This is a genomic window from Neopararhizobium haloflavum (genome assembly GCF_002750855.1).
Lineage (GTDB): Bacteria > Pseudomonadota > Alphaproteobacteria > Rhizobiales > Rhizobiaceae > Georhizobium > Georhizobium haloflavum.
The window spans coordinates 1-19419 of sequence record NZ_NWUC01000014.1 but is presented as its reverse complement, the minus strand read 5'-3'; the positions used below and the strand labels follow the sequence as shown (position 1 = coordinate 19419).

17 protein-coding genes and 1 pseudogene are annotated in these 19419 nt (G+C 62.4%); 5 read left to right on the top strand and 13 right to left on the bottom strand.

All coding sequences use genetic code 11. The annotated features are described in order from the left end of the window. Window positions 1-23: 23 nt before the first annotated feature. The gene (locus CN673_RS19775; RefSeq protein WP_099868153.1) at window positions 24-683 is read right to left on the bottom strand and encodes a GntR family transcriptional regulator; all 660 of its coding nucleotides are present in this window, start codon (window positions 681-683) and stop codon (window positions 24-26) included. A 101-nt stretch (window positions 684-784) separates the two neighbouring features. Here CN673_RS19775 and CN673_RS19770 point away from each other — a divergent pair, with 101 nt between their 5' ends. After that, window positions 785-1612 (top strand): shikimate dehydrogenase family protein, encoded by an 828-nt coding sequence (locus CN673_RS19770; RefSeq protein ID WP_157928973.1) that lies wholly within the window; start codon window positions 785-787, stop codon window positions 1610-1612. Here the strand turns inward: CN673_RS19770 and CN673_RS19765 are convergent. From CN673_RS19765 to CN673_RS19740, 6 genes are all read right to left on the bottom strand, one after another. Beyond that, window positions 1585-2196, bottom strand: coding sequence for a 2-dehydro-3-deoxy-6-phosphogalactonate aldolase (locus CN673_RS19765; RefSeq protein ID WP_099868135.1), 612 nt, complete (start codon window positions 2194-2196; stop codon window positions 1585-1587). The two genes, CN673_RS19770 and CN673_RS19765, sit on opposite strands and share 28 nt — an antisense overlap. Beyond that, window positions 2193-3113, bottom strand: coding sequence for a 2-dehydro-3-deoxygalactonokinase (locus CN673_RS19760; RefSeq protein WP_099868134.1), 921 nt, complete (start codon window positions 3111-3113; stop codon window positions 2193-2195). Before CN673_RS19760 ends, CN673_RS19765 begins: the two co-directional genes overlap by 4 nt. A 3-nt stretch (window positions 3114-3116) precedes the next feature. Then, window positions 3117-3506 carry an RNA-binding S4 domain-containing protein gene (locus CN673_RS19755; protein ID WP_099868133.1) on the bottom strand — a complete coding sequence of 130 codons (390 nt, stop codon included), beginning with the start codon at window positions 3504-3506 and terminating at the stop codon, window positions 3117-3119. 18 nt (window positions 3507-3524) lie between these two features. Then, a complete protein-coding gene (locus tag CN673_RS19750; RefSeq protein ID WP_099868132.1) occupies window positions 3525-6644 on the bottom strand; it encodes a helicase-related protein in 3120 nt (1039 codons plus the stop codon). A gap of 426 nt (window positions 6645-7070) precedes the next feature. After that, on the bottom strand, window positions 7071-7331 hold the full coding sequence (locus tag CN673_RS19745; protein WP_099868131.1) for a YMGG-like glycine zipper-containing protein: 261 nt from the start codon (window positions 7329-7331) through the stop codon (window positions 7071-7073). A 72-nt stretch (window positions 7332-7403) separates the two neighbouring features. Further along, window positions 7404-8270, bottom strand: a complete 867-nt coding sequence (locus CN673_RS19740; RefSeq protein ID WP_099868130.1) for an alpha/beta fold hydrolase — start codon at window positions 8268-8270, stop codon at window positions 7404-7406. Window positions 8271-8477: 207 nt separating this feature from the next. On the opposite strand from CN673_RS19740, the gene CN673_RS19735 reads away from it, so the two are divergent. The 3 genes from CN673_RS19735 to CN673_RS19725 all read left to right on the top strand — a co-directional run bounded on the left by CN673_RS19735 (window position 8478) and on the right by CN673_RS19725 (window position 10692). After that, window positions 8478-9029, top strand: a complete 552-nt coding sequence (locus tag CN673_RS19735) for a methyltransferase family protein (protein WP_099868129.1) — start codon at window positions 8478-8480, stop codon at window positions 9027-9029. A 118-nt stretch (window positions 9030-9147) separates the two neighbouring features. Next, window positions 9148-10077 (top strand): VOC family protein, encoded by a 930-nt coding sequence (locus CN673_RS19730; protein ID WP_099868128.1) that lies wholly within the window; start codon window positions 9148-9150, stop codon window positions 10075-10077. A 9-nt stretch (window positions 10078-10086) separates the two neighbouring features. Next, window positions 10087-10692 carry an alpha/beta hydrolase gene (locus tag CN673_RS19725; RefSeq protein ID WP_099868152.1) on the top strand — a complete coding sequence of 202 codons (606 nt, stop codon included), beginning with the start codon at window positions 10087-10089 and terminating at the stop codon, window positions 10690-10692. Between the two features lie 46 nt (window positions 10693-10738). Here CN673_RS19725 and CN673_RS19720 read toward each other — a convergent pair whose 3' ends face one another. Next, on the bottom strand, window positions 10739-11713 hold the full coding sequence (locus CN673_RS19720; RefSeq protein ID WP_099868127.1) for a YihY/virulence factor BrkB family protein: 975 nt from the start codon (window positions 11711-11713) through the stop codon (window positions 10739-10741). Between the two features lie 220 nt (window positions 11714-11933). On the opposite strand from CN673_RS19720, the gene CN673_RS19715 reads away from it, so the two are divergent. Beyond that, window positions 11934-12554, top strand: coding sequence for a GNAT family N-acetyltransferase (locus CN673_RS19715; protein ID WP_099868126.1), 621 nt, complete (start codon window positions 11934-11936; stop codon window positions 12552-12554). Window positions 12555-12589: 35 nt separating this feature from the next. On the opposite strand, the pseudogene CN673_RS19710 reads toward CN673_RS19715, so the two are convergent. The 5 genes and pseudogenes from CN673_RS19710 to CN673_RS19690 form a co-directional block, all read right to left on the bottom strand. Then, window positions 12590-13760 (bottom strand): annotated as a pseudogene (locus CN673_RS19710) (acetyl-CoA acetyltransferase). A gap of 81 nt (window positions 13761-13841) precedes the next feature. After that, window positions 13842-15065: an NAD(P)/FAD-dependent oxidoreductase gene (locus CN673_RS19705; protein WP_099868125.1), complete on the bottom strand. Its 1224-nt coding sequence runs from the start codon at window positions 15063-15065 to the stop codon at window positions 13842-13844. A 236-nt stretch (window positions 15066-15301) separates the two neighbouring features. Continuing rightward, window positions 15302-16360 carry an ABC transporter ATP-binding protein gene (locus CN673_RS19700; protein ID WP_198586079.1) on the bottom strand — a complete coding sequence of 353 codons (1059 nt, stop codon included), beginning with the start codon at window positions 16358-16360 and terminating at the stop codon, window positions 15302-15304. Beyond that, a complete protein-coding gene (locus CN673_RS19695; RefSeq protein WP_245410015.1) occupies window positions 16353-17927 on the bottom strand; it encodes an ABC transporter permease in 1575 nt (524 codons plus the stop codon). The genes CN673_RS19700 and CN673_RS19695 overlap by 8 nt, the downstream gene beginning before the upstream one ends. 5 nt (window positions 17928-17932) lie before the next feature. Further along, the gene (locus tag CN673_RS19690) at window positions 17933-18934 is read right to left on the bottom strand and encodes an iron ABC transporter substrate-binding protein (RefSeq protein WP_210200125.1); all 1002 of its coding nucleotides are present in this window, start codon (window positions 18932-18934) and stop codon (window positions 17933-17935) included. Between the last annotated feature and the right edge of the window lie 485 nt (window positions 18935-19419).

Below are 19419 nucleotides of genomic sequence, written 5' to 3'. Positions count from 1 at the left end.
ACTTGAAAGTTGTTGAAGCGTGGTCACGCCTGGATCGCGCTCAAAATATGTGTCGCAAGCGCTGCGGTTGCGGCCTCCATCTGGCGTGCGAGCGTGGCCGAAACGATCGTCGCGCAGGCAGCGCGATGAAGGTCGAGGTCGATGCGCCCTTCGGCGAGCGCAGCCAGACGAAACCGCCGGCTCTGGTAATAGAGCTTTTCCTGAAAGCCGATGAGGCGGGGGGAGCGGCAAGCCGACAACAGCGCGGCGTGGAAATGCCGTCCCGTCTCGTCCCACTCGAGCGCGAAGTCGCTGATTTTGCCCGCCGTACGATCCGTCGCCCGGCCATAGGCATGGTGTGCGGCGAGGAGCCGGCCCTCCCAGTCGACGTCGCCATGCCTGATTGCCCACCCGAGGCCGAGACATTCGATTTCCGCGCGCAACCGTGTGATGTCTTCAAGATCGGCTTCTGTTGCGGAGGCGACACGAAAGCCGCGTTGCGCATTGGCCTCGACCAGACCTTCGTTTGCAAGATGGGTGAGTGCCTCGCGGAAGGAATGGGCGCTTCCGCCGTAGCGCTGCCGCAGGTCCTCGATCTTCAAACGCGTGTCGGGCGGCAGAACGCCGAACGAGATATCGCGGCGGACCTGCTCCGCAAGGAGCCGCACGACCGTGTCCGTATCCGTCGATTTCCTCCCGAACACGCCATCCTCCAACAACGTTCGAAATCTTCAATATTTTTGCTCTTAGGGGAGGTTTGCGTTATGTGTCAACTCGCAGACCCGTCCGCAAGTTGGGAGAGAAGATGCCGACACCTGTGATTGACGGCGCGGCGCGCGTTGTTTTCATGCTTGGCTCGCCCATCGCTCAGGCTCAGTCGCCAGTGCTCTTCAACCGCTATTTCCGCGAGAACGCGATGAACCGCGTCATGGTCCCGCTGGAGGTCCGGCCGGCATCGCTCTCAGCTTTCCTGACCGCGTTGCGCGGCGCTGCAAATTGCGATGGCGCAGTGCTCACACTGCCATTGAAGCGGCCTGCATGCGCGTTGGTCGATGAGATGACCGAGCGGGCCCGTGTTCTGGCAAGTGTCAACGTGATCAGGCGGAGCGAGGACGGCCGGCTGCATGGCGATATGGTGGACGGGCCGGGATTCTGGGCCGGCGCCGGGCGCAGCGGTTTCAGGCCGCAGGGCGCGTCAATCGCATTGGCTGGTGCCGGGGCTGCCGGCACAGCCATCGCCTACAGCTTCGCAGAGATGGGTGGGCGGCATATTGATCTCCTCTGCGAGGACGCCGGCGATGTCGAGCGTGTGGGTGCGATCATCGCGCCATTCGGAACGACGATCGGCAAGGGTATGCCGCAAACTTTGGAAAACCACGACCTCGTCATCAATGCAACGCCTGTCGGCATGGCGCACCTGCCGGGCAGTCTGTTTCCAAAGACGCTCCTGCGAACGATGAAAAAGGGCAGTGCCGTGGCCGATGCGATCACCGACCCTGTTTCGACCGAACTGCTGTCAGATGCAAAGGACCTTGGGCTGGTGACGATCGAGGGGCGCTTGATGACGGCCGGGCAATTCGAATTGCTGGCTCGCTGGCTCGGCGTTCATGAGGGCACATCGAGCGCATCATAGGCCACAACGGATTTCCTTGCCATCTCAGCCACGCGCTCGATCGGCCAGTCGGGCTGGAAGAGAGATGAACCGAGACCGAAACCGTGCGCACCGGCCCTGCGCCATTCCGCGAAATTGCCAGGCTCCACGCCGCCGACTGCATAAACCTCGACAGCCGGTGGCAGGACCGCGCGAACCGCCTTGAGGCCCCCCGTCCCCATTACCGAGGCGGGAAAGATCTTCAATGCGTCGGCGCCGGCCTGCAGGGCGGCAAAACTTTCGGTAGGTGTGAAAACGCCTGGATAGGAGCCCATGCCAGCCGATTTCGTCGCTCTTATTACATCGCAATCGGCGTTGGGCGAGACGATGAATCGCGCTCCGGTGGCCGCGACGGTCTCGACCTCCTCGGGGGTCAATACTGTGCCGGCGCCGAACGCCCCGCGATCGCCCAACGTCTCGACCATGGCAGCAATGCTAGCAAGCGGATCCGGGGAATTGAGCGGGACCTCGATTCTCGTTATGCCGGCGTCGAGAAGCGCGGTCGCCGTTGCGACCGCTCGCGCCGGGTCGAGCCCGCGCAGGATGGCAATCAGGCGGCGTGTCATGAGCGCTCCTCATCTGTTCTGCGAATGGATCGATGGACAGCTGTTAACCCGGCAAGGGTCAACTTCTCGCCAGCCAGTTGCTCGGTCTCCACACCTTCAAGAGCAAGTGCAGCGGCATAAAGTGCGACCATGCGCCCGGCGCCGACAAGAACGACCGGGCCGGCCGGCGATCGGGAGAGGGCGCCCGCCAGTTCCTGACCGATCAACAGGCCGGAAAGGCAAGACCTGGCTGCTCCCGGCGATGCGTCACCAAGAAGGCTTTCGGCGCGAAGCGAGAAAAGGCGGGAAGCGATTGATTGCGGTGCTTGTAGCGCGGCTCGTACGCCGGATTCGAAATCGGCCTGCGACCAGCCATCATCCTCGACGCTGTGGTGGAGAACCGACTGGTTGGCCAGCAGATCGAAGAGTTCACCGGTCATGAAACTCGTGAACGCGTGAACCGTGCCAGCCTCAAGCTGGACCCACTTGGAATGGGTTCCGGGAAGGCAGACCATGCCGGTGAAGCGCGGGCGGTCGGCGAGAAGCCCTGCAATCTGGGTTTCCTCGCCACGCATGACGTCGGCGGGCTGACGCTGACTGAGCCCGTGCACGATGTGGACACGGATGCGCGGGTCGCTGACATCCGGACGGACGAGCGCGCCTTCGATGAATGCCGGACCAGGCACCGATGCATAGCCGGCTTCCTTCCAGCCTTGGCGCGCTCCGACCATGCCGCAAGCGACGACATCAGTGACGCGTCCGGGTGCCAGCCATCCGCCGATCAATTCAATCAGCGTCGGCTCGAATTCATCGGTTCTGAGGCTAGCCATTCCTTTTGGCGCCGCGGCGGTTTCCAGTGGACGGTCGCCTTCCATCGCCCAGGCGCGCACATTTGACGTGCCCCAGTCGACGGCAATCCAGTCGGCATTCCGGCTCAAGGCTCAATCCTCATCGCGGGCAGTCCATGCATCGAGTTGGCGGCGTTCGCGCTTGGTCGGGCGTCCGGCGCCTGGCTGGCGAACGGGCCCCAGTTCCGAAGGCATGGGCGTGCGGGTCGGATCCGGCGCCGGGGTCAAGTCTTCGTAGAGCAGCCTTGCCTCTTCGAACGGCCCTCGCCGTGCGCCAGGAGCCACCACCTTGAGAATCCGAATCTGCCGATCGAGGGTGATCGTCAGCGTCTCGCCCGGTTTGACGGGATGGCTTGCCTGGTCGATCTTTTCGCCATCGACGCGCACACGGCCAGCCTGAACGAGCTTGGCGGCGATCGAACGTGACTTCGCGGCGCGCGCGAAGAACAGCCATTTATCGATGCGCTGGCGTTCCTGCGACAACGCGGCCTCCTCAGCCGGTCACTTGCCGAGCTTCTCCTTGAGCGCGGCCAGCTTGGCGAACGGTGAGTCCGGATCGAGCGGGCGCTCCTTCTGCGGCGGGCGGCTGGCAAAGTTCTGCTTCGGCTTCCCCTCCTTGCTTCGGAAAGGCTTGCCCTGTTCCTTCTTGCCACCTGGCTTGGCGGAATGACCGCGCCGCGGACGGCGTTGCTGATCGGTTTCGGCTGGATCGCCGGGGGCGCCAGATGGGGCGCTGCGCCTATTGCGTGGCCCGCGCTGCTGCCGGCTGTTGTCGGAGCGGCCGCTGCCCGGACGCCAGAGCAGGACCGGCTTCGGCTCTGTTTCTTCGGCGGCTTCGACTGGAAGCGCGCCGTCTTCGGCCGGTTTGTCAGCGTCGGCCGGTTTGTCAGCCGCGGTTACCTCGATATCGCCGGTCGCATCGTTGCCGGTCGGGGCGGCCTCTGGCGCCGCCGTTTCGGAGATGGCTGGCGTTGCCTCGGTCTCGGGCGAGGTGGCCGGTTCGGTTGATGGCGTCTCGCTTGGCGTCGACGCGGGGTCGTCGGTGGCATTGGCAGGTGACGGTTCGGCCTTCGCCGACGGTGTTGCCACGGGCGCGCCGGCGGTCTCGAACTGCGCCAGATGAGCGTTCGCCTCCTCCGCGCTGACCTGATCGGCGCGATAGCCGAGGCCCTTCAAGATTTCCTCGATGTCTTCGGCGGTCGCCCCGAGGATCGACAGCATGGCAGGCGTCGTGGTGAAGCGACGACCGTCATAGGCGCCTTCCGGCCGACTGGCCATTCCCGGCTTCCAATGCAGCGCCGGGCGAATGAGGTCGGCCAAGCGCTCCAATATGTCGATGCGCACGGCCCTCTTGCCGAGGAACCGGAAGCCGGCGAGCTTGTAGAATGTCCGTTCGAAAGTCGGATCGGTAACAACGGATGTGCGCCCCGCCGCGAGCACGGTGATGAGTTCACCGTAACCAGCCTTGTCCAGACCGTCGTTGCGCAATGCCCACAAGAGCGTGATCATCTCGGCCGGCGCCGGCTTCAAAAGAGCGGGCATGAAGATGTGGTAGGCACCGAAGCGCACGCCGTAGCGGCGCAACTGGGCGCGTGAGTCCTGGTCGAGCGCCTTGACGTCGTCGGCAACGTCGCGGCGGAAGAGAACACCGAGGTTTTCGACGAGCTGAAACGCCAGGCCGCGCGCCAGGCCCTCGATGTCGTCGGCATGCGCGATGTCGTCCAGCGGCTTGAGCACAGTCGCGATATGGTGCTGGACGAAGCGCTCGATGCGTGCTGCGACATGCTCGCGCGCCGCACCGGAAAGGTGATCGTCAACCAGAAGCACCGCACGTGGCCGCAGGATTTCCTCGCCGGCCGTCAAGCGCGCGACGGGTTCGCCGAGCCAGCGCACGGTGGCGTCGGAGCCGATGGCGAAATCACCATTTCCGGACGCATGGAGACGGGCGGCACGGGCTTCGTATTCTATACCCAGCGCCTTCTGGGCCGCACCGAGAACCGCCTTGGCATCCGGGCCTTCGGCCTGGTTGTCGGGCGTGAATCGGAAACCGGCGAGCTGGCCGACAAGGTGACCTTCTACATAGACGTCGCCGTCGACACTGATCTGAGCTTCAAGCATTGCATTTTCTCTCAGGCGCTTCATGAGAACGGATGTCCTGCGGTCAACGAAGCGTTTCGTCAACCTTTCGTGGAGAGCATCGGACAGGCGATCCTCGATTTTACGAGTCTTTTCCTGCCAGTGTGTCGGATCGGCAAGCCAGCCGGGCCGGTGGGAAACATAGGTCCAGGTTCGAATCTGCGAGATTCTGGCCGACAATGTGTCGATCTCGCCATCGGTGCTATCGGAGCGCAACACCTGTTCGGCGATGAAGTCCTCGCTCACGGCGCCATCCTCGATCAGGTCAGTGTAGAGCGTGGCGATGAGGTCGGCGTGTTGGGCCGGCGCGATGCGACGGTAATCGGGTAGGGCGCAGGTCTCCCACAGTTTCTCCACGCGCCCTGCCGACGTGACGCGGTCACGGATCTCGGGATAGGTGGCAAGCTGCTCAAGTGCCTGCTGGTCGACGGCCGGCAGCGCACGGGTGAGCCCGGAAACGGGAGGCGTGCGCTCCAGCGAGCGGCGCAGGGCAGTCAGATCGGAGAAGTCCATGGCATCAGTGCGCCACTGCAAGACGCGCACGGGTGCGAATTGATGGGTCTCGATGCGTTCGACGACCTCAGGGTCGAGTGGCTCGACGCGGCCGGTAACGCCAAATGTGCCGTCTCGAACATGGCGTCCGGCGCGCCCGGCGATCTGGCCGAGTTCGGCGGGATTGAGCGGCCGGTATTGATAACCGTCGAACTTGTGATCCTGGGCGAATGCGACGTGGTCGACATCCAGATTGAGCCCCATGCCAATGGCGTCGGTCGCGACGAGGAAATCGACGTCGCCGTTCTGATAGAGTTCGACCTGGGCGTTGCGGGTGCGGGGACTGAGCGCGCCGAGGACGACGGCGGCGCCGCCGCGCTGGCGGCGGATGAGCTCCGCGATCGCATAGACCTCGTCGGCCGAAAACGCAACGATCGCCGTACGACGCGGCAGACGGGTGATCTTTTTCGACCCGGCGTAGAAAAGCTGCGAGAGGCGCGGTCGTTCGACGACGTTGAGCCCCGGCAAGAGGTGCTCCAGGATGCCTTTGACTGTTGCCGCGCCCAGGAGAAGCGTCTCCTCGGTGCCGCGAAGATGCAAGATCCGATCGGTGAAGATATGGCCGCGCTCCAGGTCGCCCGCCAGTTGCACTTCGTCGATGGCAACGAAAGCTGCGGTGGTATGGCGCGGCATCGCCTCGACCGTGCAGACGGCATAGCGCGCCCCGGCTGGCGTGATCTTCTCCTCGCCCGTCACCAGGGACACGTTCTGGACGCCGACGCGCGCGACCAGCCTTGAATAGACTTCGCGCGCCAGCAACCGCAGCGGGAGACCGATGATGCCGCTCCGGTGTGCGATCATGCGCTCGATGGCGTAATGGGTCTTGCCTGTGTTCGTGGGGCCAAGAACGGCCGTGACGGCGCGGCCACTCAGGATCAGGGGGTCATTTCGGACCGCGCGGTTCGTCACCACGGGGTTTATCGCATGAGGCATCGGGTCAAGCAGTCCGTCTCTCGCCGCGACGCGGCGGATTGCAGCATAAGCGTTTTCCGCCGATCAATTCAAATGAGTGGGTTCCCCTTATGGCCAGCCCCTCCGTTCTTATGCGGGTCAGGTTCTCTCCAATCGTGATATGGGAGCGTTTGTTCCGCCGTGCCAGACGAGCCATGGCCTGGAACAGGCGCGGAACGAAATGACGACGAATCGCTGACGTCACCGTGTTCTTGCTTCGTTCATCGCAAGATGTCGCGCTCGCGTGACTTCGATCGGCTAGATGTGGAATTCATGGCTGCCTACGGCACGCGGATGCATCAATTCGACCGCCCGATAGCGGCTTCATTCGCAGCCGAAGAGTCAAGGGGCTATGATCAGGGCCGGTTCCTCTCGGTACGGCCCCGATCAGACAAAGCTGTCCTTGTATCAGTATCCGCGCGGGCAGGATGCGATATAGCGGCGGCCATAATTGTCACGGTAGTAACACTGGCCCGGATTTTCCGATGCTCGTCCGATGAGCGCTCCAGCCGCGCCGCCGACTGCGGCACCGATGAGTGCGCCTTCGGTGTCGCCCACGGCCGCTCCGACCGCACCACCCGAGACCGCTCCGATCACGGCGCCTTCTTCCGTGGGTGTGCATCCAGCCGCGGCAGCCATAACAATCAGCACAGCAACGATTTTCTTCATGAGCTTCTACTCCGAGCGTCCCGACTGCAGAGTAATTACGCCAAAGGCTCGGAAGGTCAAGCTTGGGGCCGGTCAGGCGACCCGGCCGGCCCGATCGGGACATAGCGCCATTTGCGTTCCGGCATCGGCAGCGAATGCTGCGATCAAGGGATTGTAGAGCTCTGCCGCCTCGATGAACGGGGCATGGCCAGTGGCTGGAATCACATGGCACCGATCGCGCCAGAGATTGGCGTAATTTACGGTTTCGATGTAGCCGAGCCGCACAAATGGATCGAGAGCGCCATTGATGATCGCAATCGGTGTTTTCGAGCTCTCCACAAAGCGCTTTTGATCGATGCATTCTCCATGCATCAGGCTCTTCAGGAAATTCACGCGCAGGCGACCGTCGGCCCGACGGATTGCTGCCAGGAATTGTTCATCGCCGGAGTTGCCAAAGGAAAGGCGGTGAAATTTTTGCGCATCCTTTTCGGAAAAGACTTTTCGGGATACGAGAAACAGGTCCCAATGGGCCTGAAAGCCGCGAAGGAGACCGAGCGGTCCGTTGTGAACGGGGGGCGTTCCACTGAGAAGGACGCCGGCTGCCAGTTGCGTGGTCGCGGCGATCTCGAGCGCGACGTGTCCGCCAAGCGACCAGCCGACGAAAATGCATCGGGCGATTTCGAGCTTGCCGAGCACTTCCTTGATGGTGTCGGCGAGGCCGCGCACGGTGTAGGTTCGGGTTGGATCGTAGGCATCGCCCGAGAGGCCGTGGCCGGGAAGATCAATCGCCACCAGCCGGTGGTTCAGCAAGGCATCAGACGCGAACTGACGCAGAAAGACGGCGCCGGCGCTTGATGAGCCGTGGATCATCACAATGGGAAGGCCCGTGCCTTCAATGCCGTTGTCGCGAACATGGATCGCGGCATGGCTCGTCTTTATCAATTTCGATTGGGTCGACATGACCTTTACCGGCTCTTCTGGTTGTTCAATCCTCGCACATTGATTTCAATGGAAGGTTTACGGATATGGTAACCTTCTGGTTACCGCGTTCGAACCGACGGCACGGGACGAACAAATTCAGTTGAACAGCCGGGGTAGTGAACTTGCGCCCATTGCAACCTGGCGCTACCGTCGATGGACGCAGTTCGGTGGGGCCTCCGTCACAGCATGCAATTTCTTCTTGATATCGTCGTCACGCTCGTCAGTCTGTTCGTCATCGGCCAGTTCGTCTGGGCCATGCGTTTTCATTTCGTCACTGACAGAATGCCCATCGGGGCAAAGGTGATCTCGGCGGTCGGCATTATCACCATCGCACTTTTCATCTATCTGCAGTTCACGCGCGTCCAACCGCTTGGCGCGCAACTGGCCGGGCTGGCAATCGAGATCGTCGCGTCGCTGCTCTTCGTGGCCGCGATCCGGGCATCCCGAGAGGCCCAACTCTATTATGTGTTTGAAGGGCAGAAGCCGCGATCGATCCTGAAAAGCGGCCCATACGGCTATATCCGGCACCCCTTCTACACATCCTATCTCCTGCAGTGGGCAGGTTGGGCCATCGCGACCTGGGCGCCGGTTGCCATCGTCCCCGTCGCTATCCTCGTTTTCATCTACGCCAAGGCGGCAATCGGCGAGGAGCGCAATATCGCCGACTCCTCACTGGCCGGCGACTATGCCGACTATCGGCGTCGAGCCGGATTCTTCTGGCCGCGCCTGCCCATTTGACCGATCCGATTGATTGTTTCGTTTTTTAGAACGATCTATCGCCGCTGTGGTAGGTTGGCGTTGACGCTGCGGTGCTCCACTTAGTGCGGAGACTGCCGATGCGTTAAGGAGACGTTCCATGCTGGATCAGATCAACGGGCTGCATCACGTCACTTCGATGGCGAGCGATGCAAGAGAGAACAATCGTTTTTTCACGGAGGTGCTCGGCCTGCGACGGGTGAAGAAAACCGTCAATTTCGACGCGCCCGACGTCTACCACCTCTACTATGGCGACGAAGTCGGCACGCCCGGCTCAGTGATGACCTATTTCCCCTTTCCCGGGATCAGGAAGGGACGCCCTGGTACCGGCGAAGTCAGCCGCACGGCTTTCTCCGTACCGGACGGCGCGCTCGGTTTCTGGCAGGAACGATTGTCCGCGAAAGGGGCCGGTGAACTGACCATCGGCGATGTCTTCGGTGCGAAGACGCTCAATTTTTCCGGACCTGACGGCGATGCGTTCGCCCTAGTCGAGGTGCCGGAAGACCGGCGTGCCGCCTGGACTGCCGGGGGCATCGGCGAGGACCAGGCAATCCGGGGCTTTCATTCCGTCTCCATGCGCCTTCGTGATGAAGGCGCGACGGCCGAGCTTTTGCGGTTCATGGGCTTTGACCCCGTTGACACATACGGCGACACCCGTCGCTTTGCTCTGGCCAATGGCAACGGGGCGCATGTGGTCGATGTCGAAACGGTATCTTCAGCCCGTCATGCCGACCAAGGGGCTGGATCCGTTCACCATATCGCCTTTTCCGTTGCCGACCGCGCCGCGCAGGCGGTGGTCCGAAAAGCGCTGATTGATACCGGCTATCAGGTCACGCCGGTGATCGACAGGGATTACTTCTGGGCGATCTATTTTCGCACCCCCGGTGGCGTGCTCTTCGAGGTCGCGACCAACGAACCAGGCTTCGACCGTGACGAGGACACCGCGCATCTGGGTGAGGCCCTCAAGTTGCCGAGCCAACATGCGCATCTGCGCGACTACCTGGAAACGCACCTGCAAGCGCTCGATTGAGGTGAGATGATGAGCCTTGAAGCGTATATCCATAGAAAGCGGGCGGGAGAGCCCGGTTCACCGATCCTCTTCGTCTTCCACGGCACCGGCGGAGACGAAAATCAGTTCTTCGATTTTGCAGCTCGGCTGATGCCTGCGGCGACGATCGTCTCACCGCGCGGCGACGTTTCGGAGGGTGGTGCGCTGAGGTTTTTCCGGCGCACCGGCGAAGGGGTCTATGACATGGACGATCTTTCGGTTCGCACGTCGGCGATGTCGGATTTCGTCAAGGCACAACGAGAGGCGGCAAACGCGTCTCGGATCATCGGGCTCGGCTATTCGAACGGCGCGAACATCCTTTCCTCGATGACCTTTCGCGAGCCGCTTTTCGACGCCGTCATGCTGATGCATCCGTTGATCCCGTTCGATCCTCCGACAGATGCGCGCTTTGATGGGATGGATGTCGTCATCACTGCGGGACAGCGCGACCCCATATGCCCTCCGCCGCAGACCATGAAACTTGCCGCGCATTACGATGCGGGCGGGGCCGATGTCGACCTCGTCTGGCACGACGGTGGCCACGAAATCCAACAGTCCGAACTGGAAGCCGCCCGCCGATTTGCAGGGCGTCAGTGAGGCAGGCCGAATTTGTTCGGTGGCAACCGCTCAAGGTTGAGACTGCCTATGGCGCCTCGACGCCGATTTCGTCGGCCATGAAGGCGCCGCGCTTGCCGATCGGTGCGGCGCTGCCAACCGTCGTGTCGTTTGCTGTCTGGTGCTCGATCTCGGCGTTCAGTTGTGCACCGACAAGCAGAATGATGACGGATATCCACGTCCAGGTCATGAAGCCGATGACTGCACCGAGCGAGCCATAGGTCGCATTGTAGTCGGCAAAGTTCTGCAGATAGTATGAAAACGCTGCGGAGGCGATGATCCAGAAAATGGTGGCGAAGAGAGCGCCTGGAACCAGCCAGCGCCATTTGGCGCGTTTTCGGCTCGGTCCGAACCGATAGAGCAGGCTGATGCCGGTGAGGACGAAGACCAACATGACGGGCCAGCGCAAGGTCGCAATCAGCAAGTCCACATAATCGCCAAGTCGCAGAAAGGCGATGATGGCTGGAACAACGCCGACGGATACGATCAGCACGATCCCGATCAGGATGCCGCCCATGGTGAAGACCGCAGAAAACAGGTTGAGCCTGATGAAGCTGCGCTTTTCACGTTCGTTGTAGACGATGTTGAGTGCGTCGAAGAGCGTCTTGATCCCATTGTTCGCGCTCCAAAGCGCGATCACCAAACCTGCAACGAAGCCGAAGCTGAGGGCGCTGGCATCCTGGGAGGCGAGTGCGTCGAGCTGGCTTTCGATGATGTCGAGACTGCCCGATGGCAGCAAGCGACCGAGAAAGGCGATCTGGTCGCCGATCGATACGGGATCGGCCACCAGCCCATAGAGCGACACGAAGGCAGCCAGTGCCGGAAACAGCGCGAGCAAAAGATAGAAGGTCGCGCCGGCGGCGACCAGCATGATGCGGTTGTCGCCGATATTGCGCCAGATGCGCCAGCCGATGTCCCACCAGCCGCGCTTAGGAATTTGGCGAGGCGAGTCTGCCCGGCGTCCCCGGCTTTCAGGAGCGGTGTTCGTCGTGCTGTCGTTCATCTAGATGCCATTACCGCGCTGGGATTTCGAGCAATGAATTGGATACGTCGCGGCCGACCGGAATCTCAACACATCCTAATATTTCCAACGCCCAACCTACCGATCTGTTCCGCTGCGAAGCTGTGTCCCGGCGTCGGGAGATCAGTCTGTCTGATTGCGCTGCGACGCATCCTGCGGGCGCTGGTTTCCGCCTGACGCGCAAACGCCCTAGAATGGGCCAATGTTCGAGATCGATATCAAAGACGGGCGGCTTCTCGTCCGGCCGGTGGTGCCAGGAGACAAGCGGCATCTTCTGGCCGGTTTCGAGCATCTGTCACAGCGCTCGCGCTTCTTCCGGTTCCTCTCCATGATGAGCCGGCTCTCGGACGAAGATCTGAAACGCTTCACGAGCGAGGGGAACGACGAACACCGGGCGTTCGGTGCGCTGGACATTGGTGAGACGCCGCCGGTTCCGGTCGCGATCGCGCGCTATGAGCGATTTGACGATCTCCCTGATGCGGCGGAGATGGCGATCACTGTTGTCGATGCCTATCAGGGTCGTGGCATCGGAACGCTGATGATCGGGGCCATCGCCTACTGCGCAACCGGTGTGGGAATCACCCGCTTCATCGCCTATGTGCATCGCGAAAATCATGGCATGATCGCGCTCCTGCGCGCGGCCGGCGGGACCGTTCAGCATTCGGCTGAAACGGAATTGACGTTCGTCTTGCCGCTTTCCTCCGATCCGGCGCTTTATCCCATGGGGCGGAGCGGGGATCGTTTGCGACAGGCCTATGCATTGATGGCTGACCCCACCTCCGCAACGGTCGGTGCGCCACCTCGCTGGCCCGATTCCGTGTAGAGGTGAACGCCCGAACCAACGCCATGAGCGCGGCGTCAGCCTACCCGTTCGAGAATCGACACGTAATTTGCAACGGCGGCTCCGCCCATGTTGAAGACTGCAGCTTTCGACGCGCCGGGTATCTGCATGTCGCCAGCGTCACCGGCAAGCTGCATGGCGGCCATGACGTGCATGGATACGCCGGTCGCACCGATCGGATGTCCCTTTGATTTGAGCCCGCCGGAAGGATTGATCGGCAGGCGCCCGTCCTTGGCAACCATGCCTTCGCGAATGACCCGCCCGCCTTCGCCCGGCTCGGCCAGGCCCATCGCCTCGTACTCGATGAGTTCGGCGATGGTGAAACAATCGTGCACTTCCGCGAAATCCAGATCATCCAACTGCATTTGCGCATCGTCGAGTGCGTGGCGCCAGGCCAGGCGGGCGCCGGCAAAGGCCGTCACGTCGCGGCGGCTCAGCGCGAGAATGTCGTTGACGTGGCGCCGCGACCGGAAAGCGATCGCCCGGTGAAGGGTCGCCGCGACTTCCTCGTCGGCAAGGACGATCGCTGCCGCGCCGTCTGAAATCAGCGAACAGTCCGTGCGCCGAAGCGGGGGGGGCTACATAGGGGTTCTTCTCCGAAACGGTGTTGCAGAACGCCGCGCTGAAATCCTTGCGCATGTGCGCGAACGGATTGGCAAGGCCATTGGCGTGGTTCTTTGCCGCGATCAGTGCCAGTTCTTCCGAGCGATCGCCATACTTCTGAAAATATTGCTGGGCAATGCGGCCGAAGAGACCCGCGAAACCGCCTTCAACATCGGCCTCTTCCTTGCGATAGCTCGCACCGAGCAGAATGTCGCCGGTCTCAGCCGTCGCCTTGGCCGTCATCTTCTCCGCGCCGACGACGAGCGCGACACGCCCTCGTCCCGACTCGATGAAATCCATCGCGGTATAAAGCGCGGCCGATCCCGTGGCGCAGGCATTTTCAAGGCGTACAGCCGGCACGTTCGCAAGGCCGGGTGTGCCCATGGCGACAAGCGCACCCTGGAAATCCTGCCGGGAAAAGCCGTTGTTCATGACGCCGACGAATATCCCGTCCACGTCAGCGGTGCCGAGGCCAGCATGTTCGATCGCCGGCAGCGCCACCTGTGCCATCAAAGCCTCGGTGTCCTCTGCCTCGGACTTGCCGAACTGAGAATGGGCCCAGCCCACGATTTGCGCCTTGGTCATTGCCAATCTCCTTTGCCGCCATTGTGGCGTTCCGTGCCGCGCGCTGCAATGGGATTGATGAAAGCGGCGAAATGCCGATGGTCAGTCCCGATCGAGAGCGAAATCGTCATGCCACGCCGCACGCTTCCCCGCCACCATATCGGCGAGGATGCGCGAAGCCATGAAGGAGAAGGTGATGCCGTTTCCGCCATAGCCATAGGCGGCAAGGATGCGGCCGTGCGACGGCACCGGTCCGATCAACGGCAGCCCGTCGGTCGTCTCGCCGAACGCGCCGGACCACATTCGATCGGCTTCGATCCGTCCGTGCGGCCAGAGCGCCTGCAGAATTGCGAGCAGTGCCTCCCGCTTGCCCGACATCATGCGGTTCCGCGCTTCAGGATCGGAGACATCAGGCTCGTCTTCGCCCCCGACGATGATTCGATCATCCTGCGTGGTGCGCAAATAGGCGTAGCTCTCCGAGGCTTCCCAGATCAGGGCGCGCGCCGGCCAAAGGGCCGCTGCCGATTGTGGCGGCGTGGCGAGCGCGAAACTCGAGGAAATCGAATGCAAGGTGGATGGAACGAAGTCCGGCATGACATAGCCTGTGGCCAGCAGCACGTGCTCCGCTTCGACGAGATGGCCGGAAGCGAAGGCAACGCCCACGGAGCGGCCGGCATTATCATAGGATAGCGCCTCGTCCTTGATCAGACGGGCGCCATTGCGGCACGCATCCCGCAAGAGATGCTGTGCCAGCAAGGCGGGATTGGCTTCCGCCGAGCCAGGCGAGGCGATGGCGGCTGCGCGATCTATGCCGAAGCGCGAGAGAAGATCGGCATGTTCCAGATATGTGCCTGGCAGTCCGGCCCGCTGGCGTGCCTGATGTTCGTGCAGCAATTCGCGTGGGCCGGCTTCTCCGGCCGCGATATAGAGAGAGGGGCGGTCGGCAAAACTGCAATCGATCGCCTGGTCGCGCACAAGGGCGCTCAACCCACGAACAGCTTCGACGCTGTGCTGATAGATGCGGGTGGCATGATCGAAACCATACCGTTCGGCCAGTTCCAGCAAAGGGCTGTCAATCTCCCACTGCAGCATGGCCGTGCTGGCGAGCGTGCTTCCACGCCCCGGCTTCTCGCGGTCCACCACGGTAACGTTGATGCCGCGCGCGGCGATGTGCTGTGCGATCAGGGATCCCGTGATGCCTGCCCCGACAACCAGCACATTCGTCCGGTCATCCCTTCCAAGCGGCTGAGGGTCGAAATCGGCGGCTTCCCAAAGCAGCTGCCCGCCACGCAGATCATCCTGGTCAGGCTCGCCTTGGTCCGTCATGTGGTTGATGCCCGCGTGAAAAAGCGGCCTCGCCAGGTTGGCGCTGCCGCTCTGTTCCGGTTTGCTGTCCGAATGTTCTTCAGGTGAGACCGAGGAAGGACAGGATCGCAATGACGATCACGATAAGACCGACGATGTAGATGATGCTGTTCATGACTTCTCTCCGTTCACTTCAGTGTGAGCACAACGGCGAGCGCAGTCTATGGTTCCATTCGCAAGCGGTGAAATACGGTGCCTCAGACGGCCGCTCCGTCGAACAGCGCGACGGGTTCGCTGGTTGTCAGGCGGACTGCGGTTCCGACATCCAGCATCGTGTTGGGGCCAGCCAAGGCGAGAAGGTCCGCTGATTTCGTCCGTACCCAATAGAGTTGATCGTGACCACGGAATTCCCGACCGATCACGACGCCGTCGGGATGGCTGTCGCTCGGCGTCAGCACGATCTGCTCCGGGCGCACGGCAAGGCGGACCGCGCCAGTCGCGTTCCGCTCCAGCGTGAACGGGCCGAAAGCGGTTTGCGCGACACTTCCCGTTGCTTCGGCCTCTAGAATGTTGGATCGGCCGATGAAGCGGGCCACGAACTCGCTCGCCGGATTGCGGTATACGGCGTCGGGCGTTCCGATCTGCAGAATGCGCCCCGCATCCATCACAGCGATGCGGTCTGCCAGCGCCAGCGCCTCCTCCTGGTCGTGCGTCACGAGAATGCCGGCCGAACCGGTCTGTTTCAGAAGATTGCGGACTTCCTGACGGGTCTCCACACGCATTGCCGCGTCCAGATTGGAAAACGGCTCGTCCAGCAGCACCAGCGCGGGCTGCAGGGCAAGGGTGCGAGCCAGTGCGACGCGTTGCTGCTGTCCGCCGGACAGTTGATGCGGCATGCGATGGCCGAGATCGGCAAGCCCGACAAGCGCAAGCATCTCTCGGACTTGTGCTTCGATTTCCCCCTTGGGCCGTCCTCGAAGGCCAAAGGCGACGTTGTGCGCGACATCGAGATGCGGAAAAAGGGCGTAGTCCTGAAAGACGAAGCCGATGCCCCGCTTTTCCGGGGGAAGGCGGGTGATCTCGCGGCCCGCCAGCCAGATCGTGCCGGCGTCGGGACGTTCGAAGCCGCCGGTCAGCCGCAGCGTGGTCGTCTTGCCGCAGCCGGAGGGGCCGAGCAGCGCCAGCAGTTCGCCGTCACGTACGTCGAAGTCGACGCCTGCCACAGCTGCGCCCTTCGCTGTCGGAAAATGGCGAACCAGCCCCTTGGCCGCGAGAAGCGGCTCCTGATGGTCGCTATTGCTTTCCGCATCACTCATGTTTCGTCTCATGCCTGAGCACTACCCCAACAAACAGGCCGGAGAAAAGAATAATCGCTGCGGCATAGGGTGCCGCATCGACCATCATGCCTTCCGACGTCCGGCTGAAGAGGGTGACGGCTAGTGAGCGGAATCCCGTCGGTGCGAGAAGGAACGCGATCGGCAACTCCTTCATGACGATGACGAAGACCAGAACCATGCCGGCAACGACGCCGCGGCGGATGACCGGCAATACGACATGCCGCAGGACTGCCAGTGGCCCGTAGCCGAGCGAGCGGGCCGCCTCCTCGAGCGAAGGACGGGCAAGGTAGAGCGCCGAGCGGATTGGGCCGAGAGCAAGTGGCAGGAACGCGAGCGCATAGGCGATCACCAGAAGGGCATGCGTCTGGTAGAGCGGCCGCGCAGCGCCCAGCGCGAAGAAGACGAAGGCCAGTGCGAAGGCCAGGGGCGGTACGGCGTAGCCGAGAAAGGCCAGCCGATTGACAAGCAAGGACAGCGGCGAGGGATAGCGAACCGCCAGGACAGCCACGGGAAGGGCGAGCAGACCGGCAAGCACGGCCGAGGGCACGGCGGCTGACAGCGATTGGAGGAAGCTGGTCAGGAGTGCGGGAAGGGCCGGCAGGATCGGTTCCGCCGATAGCCAGAAGACGAGCACTGCGACCGGCAGCCCAAGTGCGGCGGCGACGATCAGGGTGATGAAGAGCCAGGCAATCGACTGGCCGGCGGGACCGAGCCGCACCATGCGACGGGCGGCGCCAGCGCCTGTTCCCGTGCGGGCGAAACGGGCGCCTTCGCGCAGTCGGCTCTCCCACCAGATCACCGAGACCGCGAGGGCAACGAGAATGAGCGCGAGCCAGGCCGCGTAGATGCGGTCGTAGGCGGCGGCGTATTGCGTATAGAGCGCGTAGGAGAAGACCTCGTAACGCATCAGCGCCACGGCGCCGAAATCCCCGATGACGTAGAGCCCGACAACGAGCCAGCCGGCGAAGAGCGCCGGCTTCAAATGAGGCAGGGTGACGCGAAAGAAGACGTCGCGCGGCGACGACCCGAGCGCGCGCGCGCTTTCCTCAACGCTCGGGTCGATGCCCGCGAGTGCGGCGCGAAGGTTCAGATAGATATAGGGAAAGGTGTAGAGGCTGAGAGCCAGCGTGGCGCCGAACCAGCCTTGCGGGCGCGGGAGGGTGACGCCGAAGACGGTGTTCATGAAACCGTAATAGCCCGACAATCCGATCAGTGCGTAGGCCATGACGTAGCCTGGGACAGCCAGCGGGAGCGTGACGAGGATATTCACCAGCCTTGCGCCCTTCAGGTCGGTCCTGGTGGTGAGCCAGGCAAGGGGGCCGGCGATCAGTGTCGTGAGGGTCAGGACGCCAAGGGCCAGGGCTGCCGTGTTGGCCAGCAGACCGGCAGTGCGCGGACGAAAAACGAGTGATGCGACCGTGGCGATATCAGCCCCGGTCGCACGAAAGACGAGATAGAAGATCGGAATCACCATCGCCGTTGCGACAAGCATCGCGGGCACAGCGATGATGGCGGGCGGACGCTTGGCGCGCCCGCCCGATACCACCGTGGTCAAAGCAAGCCGACCTCGCGGAGCAGATCGAGCGTGCCTTCCAGATCGTCGATATCGTTGAGATCGAGATCGGGCGAGGCAGCCAGAACGTCCTCGATCGACGGTTCGATGCCGGAATTGTCGGCGCCTTCAGTGATCGCGAACTCCTGGTTGTCTTGTGCGAAATAGGACTGTGCCTCTTCCGACAACAGGAATTCAACGAATTGCCGGGCCTCTTCCGGCTGATCGGAGGACGCCAGAACGCCAACGCCCGCAGCCATCAGAAGATTGCCGGCATCGCCGTCCTCGAAGAGCGACTGATCGACGGGGAAGGCCGCGTCGGAAGCCTTCTGGCGCAGCAGATAGTAGTGATTGACGAGGCCGAAATCGATCTCGCCGTCGGCGACGGCCTGCAGCTGCGAGCCGTTGTTGGAGTATATCTGCGTGTCGTTTGCGATCATGGCTTCGAGCCAGGCCTTGGTTTCCTCTTCGCCGAGCAGAACGCGCAATGCCGTCAGATGGGCCTGGAACGAGCCGTTTGTCGGCGCCCAACCGACGCGGCCGCGATATTGCTCGTCGGCGAGATCGGCGATCGAGGCCGGCATCTCGTCATCGCCGACGCGCTCGGGCGAATAGATGAAGGTGCGTGCGCGCGCCGATGCCGCGACCCAGCGTCCGTCGTCGTCGCGCAACTGCTCGGGTACGTTGGCAAGGACGTTGTCGGGCATCGGGGCGAAAAGATCACCGACAGCGCCGAGCGCGCCTGGGTCCTGGGCCCAGAAGATATCGGCCGGGCTGGCGTCACCCTCTTCCTGGATAAGGACGGCCATTTCCGCAGTGCCGCCATAGCGCACTTCGACCGCGATGCCGGACTGTTCCTCGAACATCTCGATCAGTGGCGCGACAAGCGATTCGCCGCGGCCGGAATAAAGGGTCAGTTCCTGAGCCGCCGCGGGTGCGGCGTTGAGGCCGGCACCGGCGAGGGCCGCGGCCAGGAGGAGTGAAGAGCGCTTCGGCATCATGATCGTTATCCCATTTTGGTTGAGGTCGAAGTGGCAGTTCACGGATCGGATGGTGCGGGTCGTTGGAGCGAACCCAGGCCGTGCGTTGCCGCGTGTGCCTCTCGTCGCTGCCGATGATCCTGAAAACGCTCCTCCGGGTGCCCGTATATGAGCGAGGTACAATACATGATAAAACGCGTCAAGTAATCTGGAAATCATTGCCGGCGGTGCTCGCGCGCGTACTATATATGGCGCTCGCAAACGGGGGCTGGACCGCGCCAGCGATTGGCGGGTCCCGGTCCGCATGCCTGGTCGGTTTCAAAGTCCGCAGCGCATTTTATGTCGTAAAATCCGCAGTTTGAGACACGATCTTCCATCTTGCGATTTTCGTCACTTTTTTGAATTTTGTCTGTTGACGGTTTGGGAATTGGGGGCTTATAAGGCGCTCACCAACGAGGGCGGCGGCGCTGCTTGCGGCGCGAGATTGTTGCCCTTGAATTGGTTGG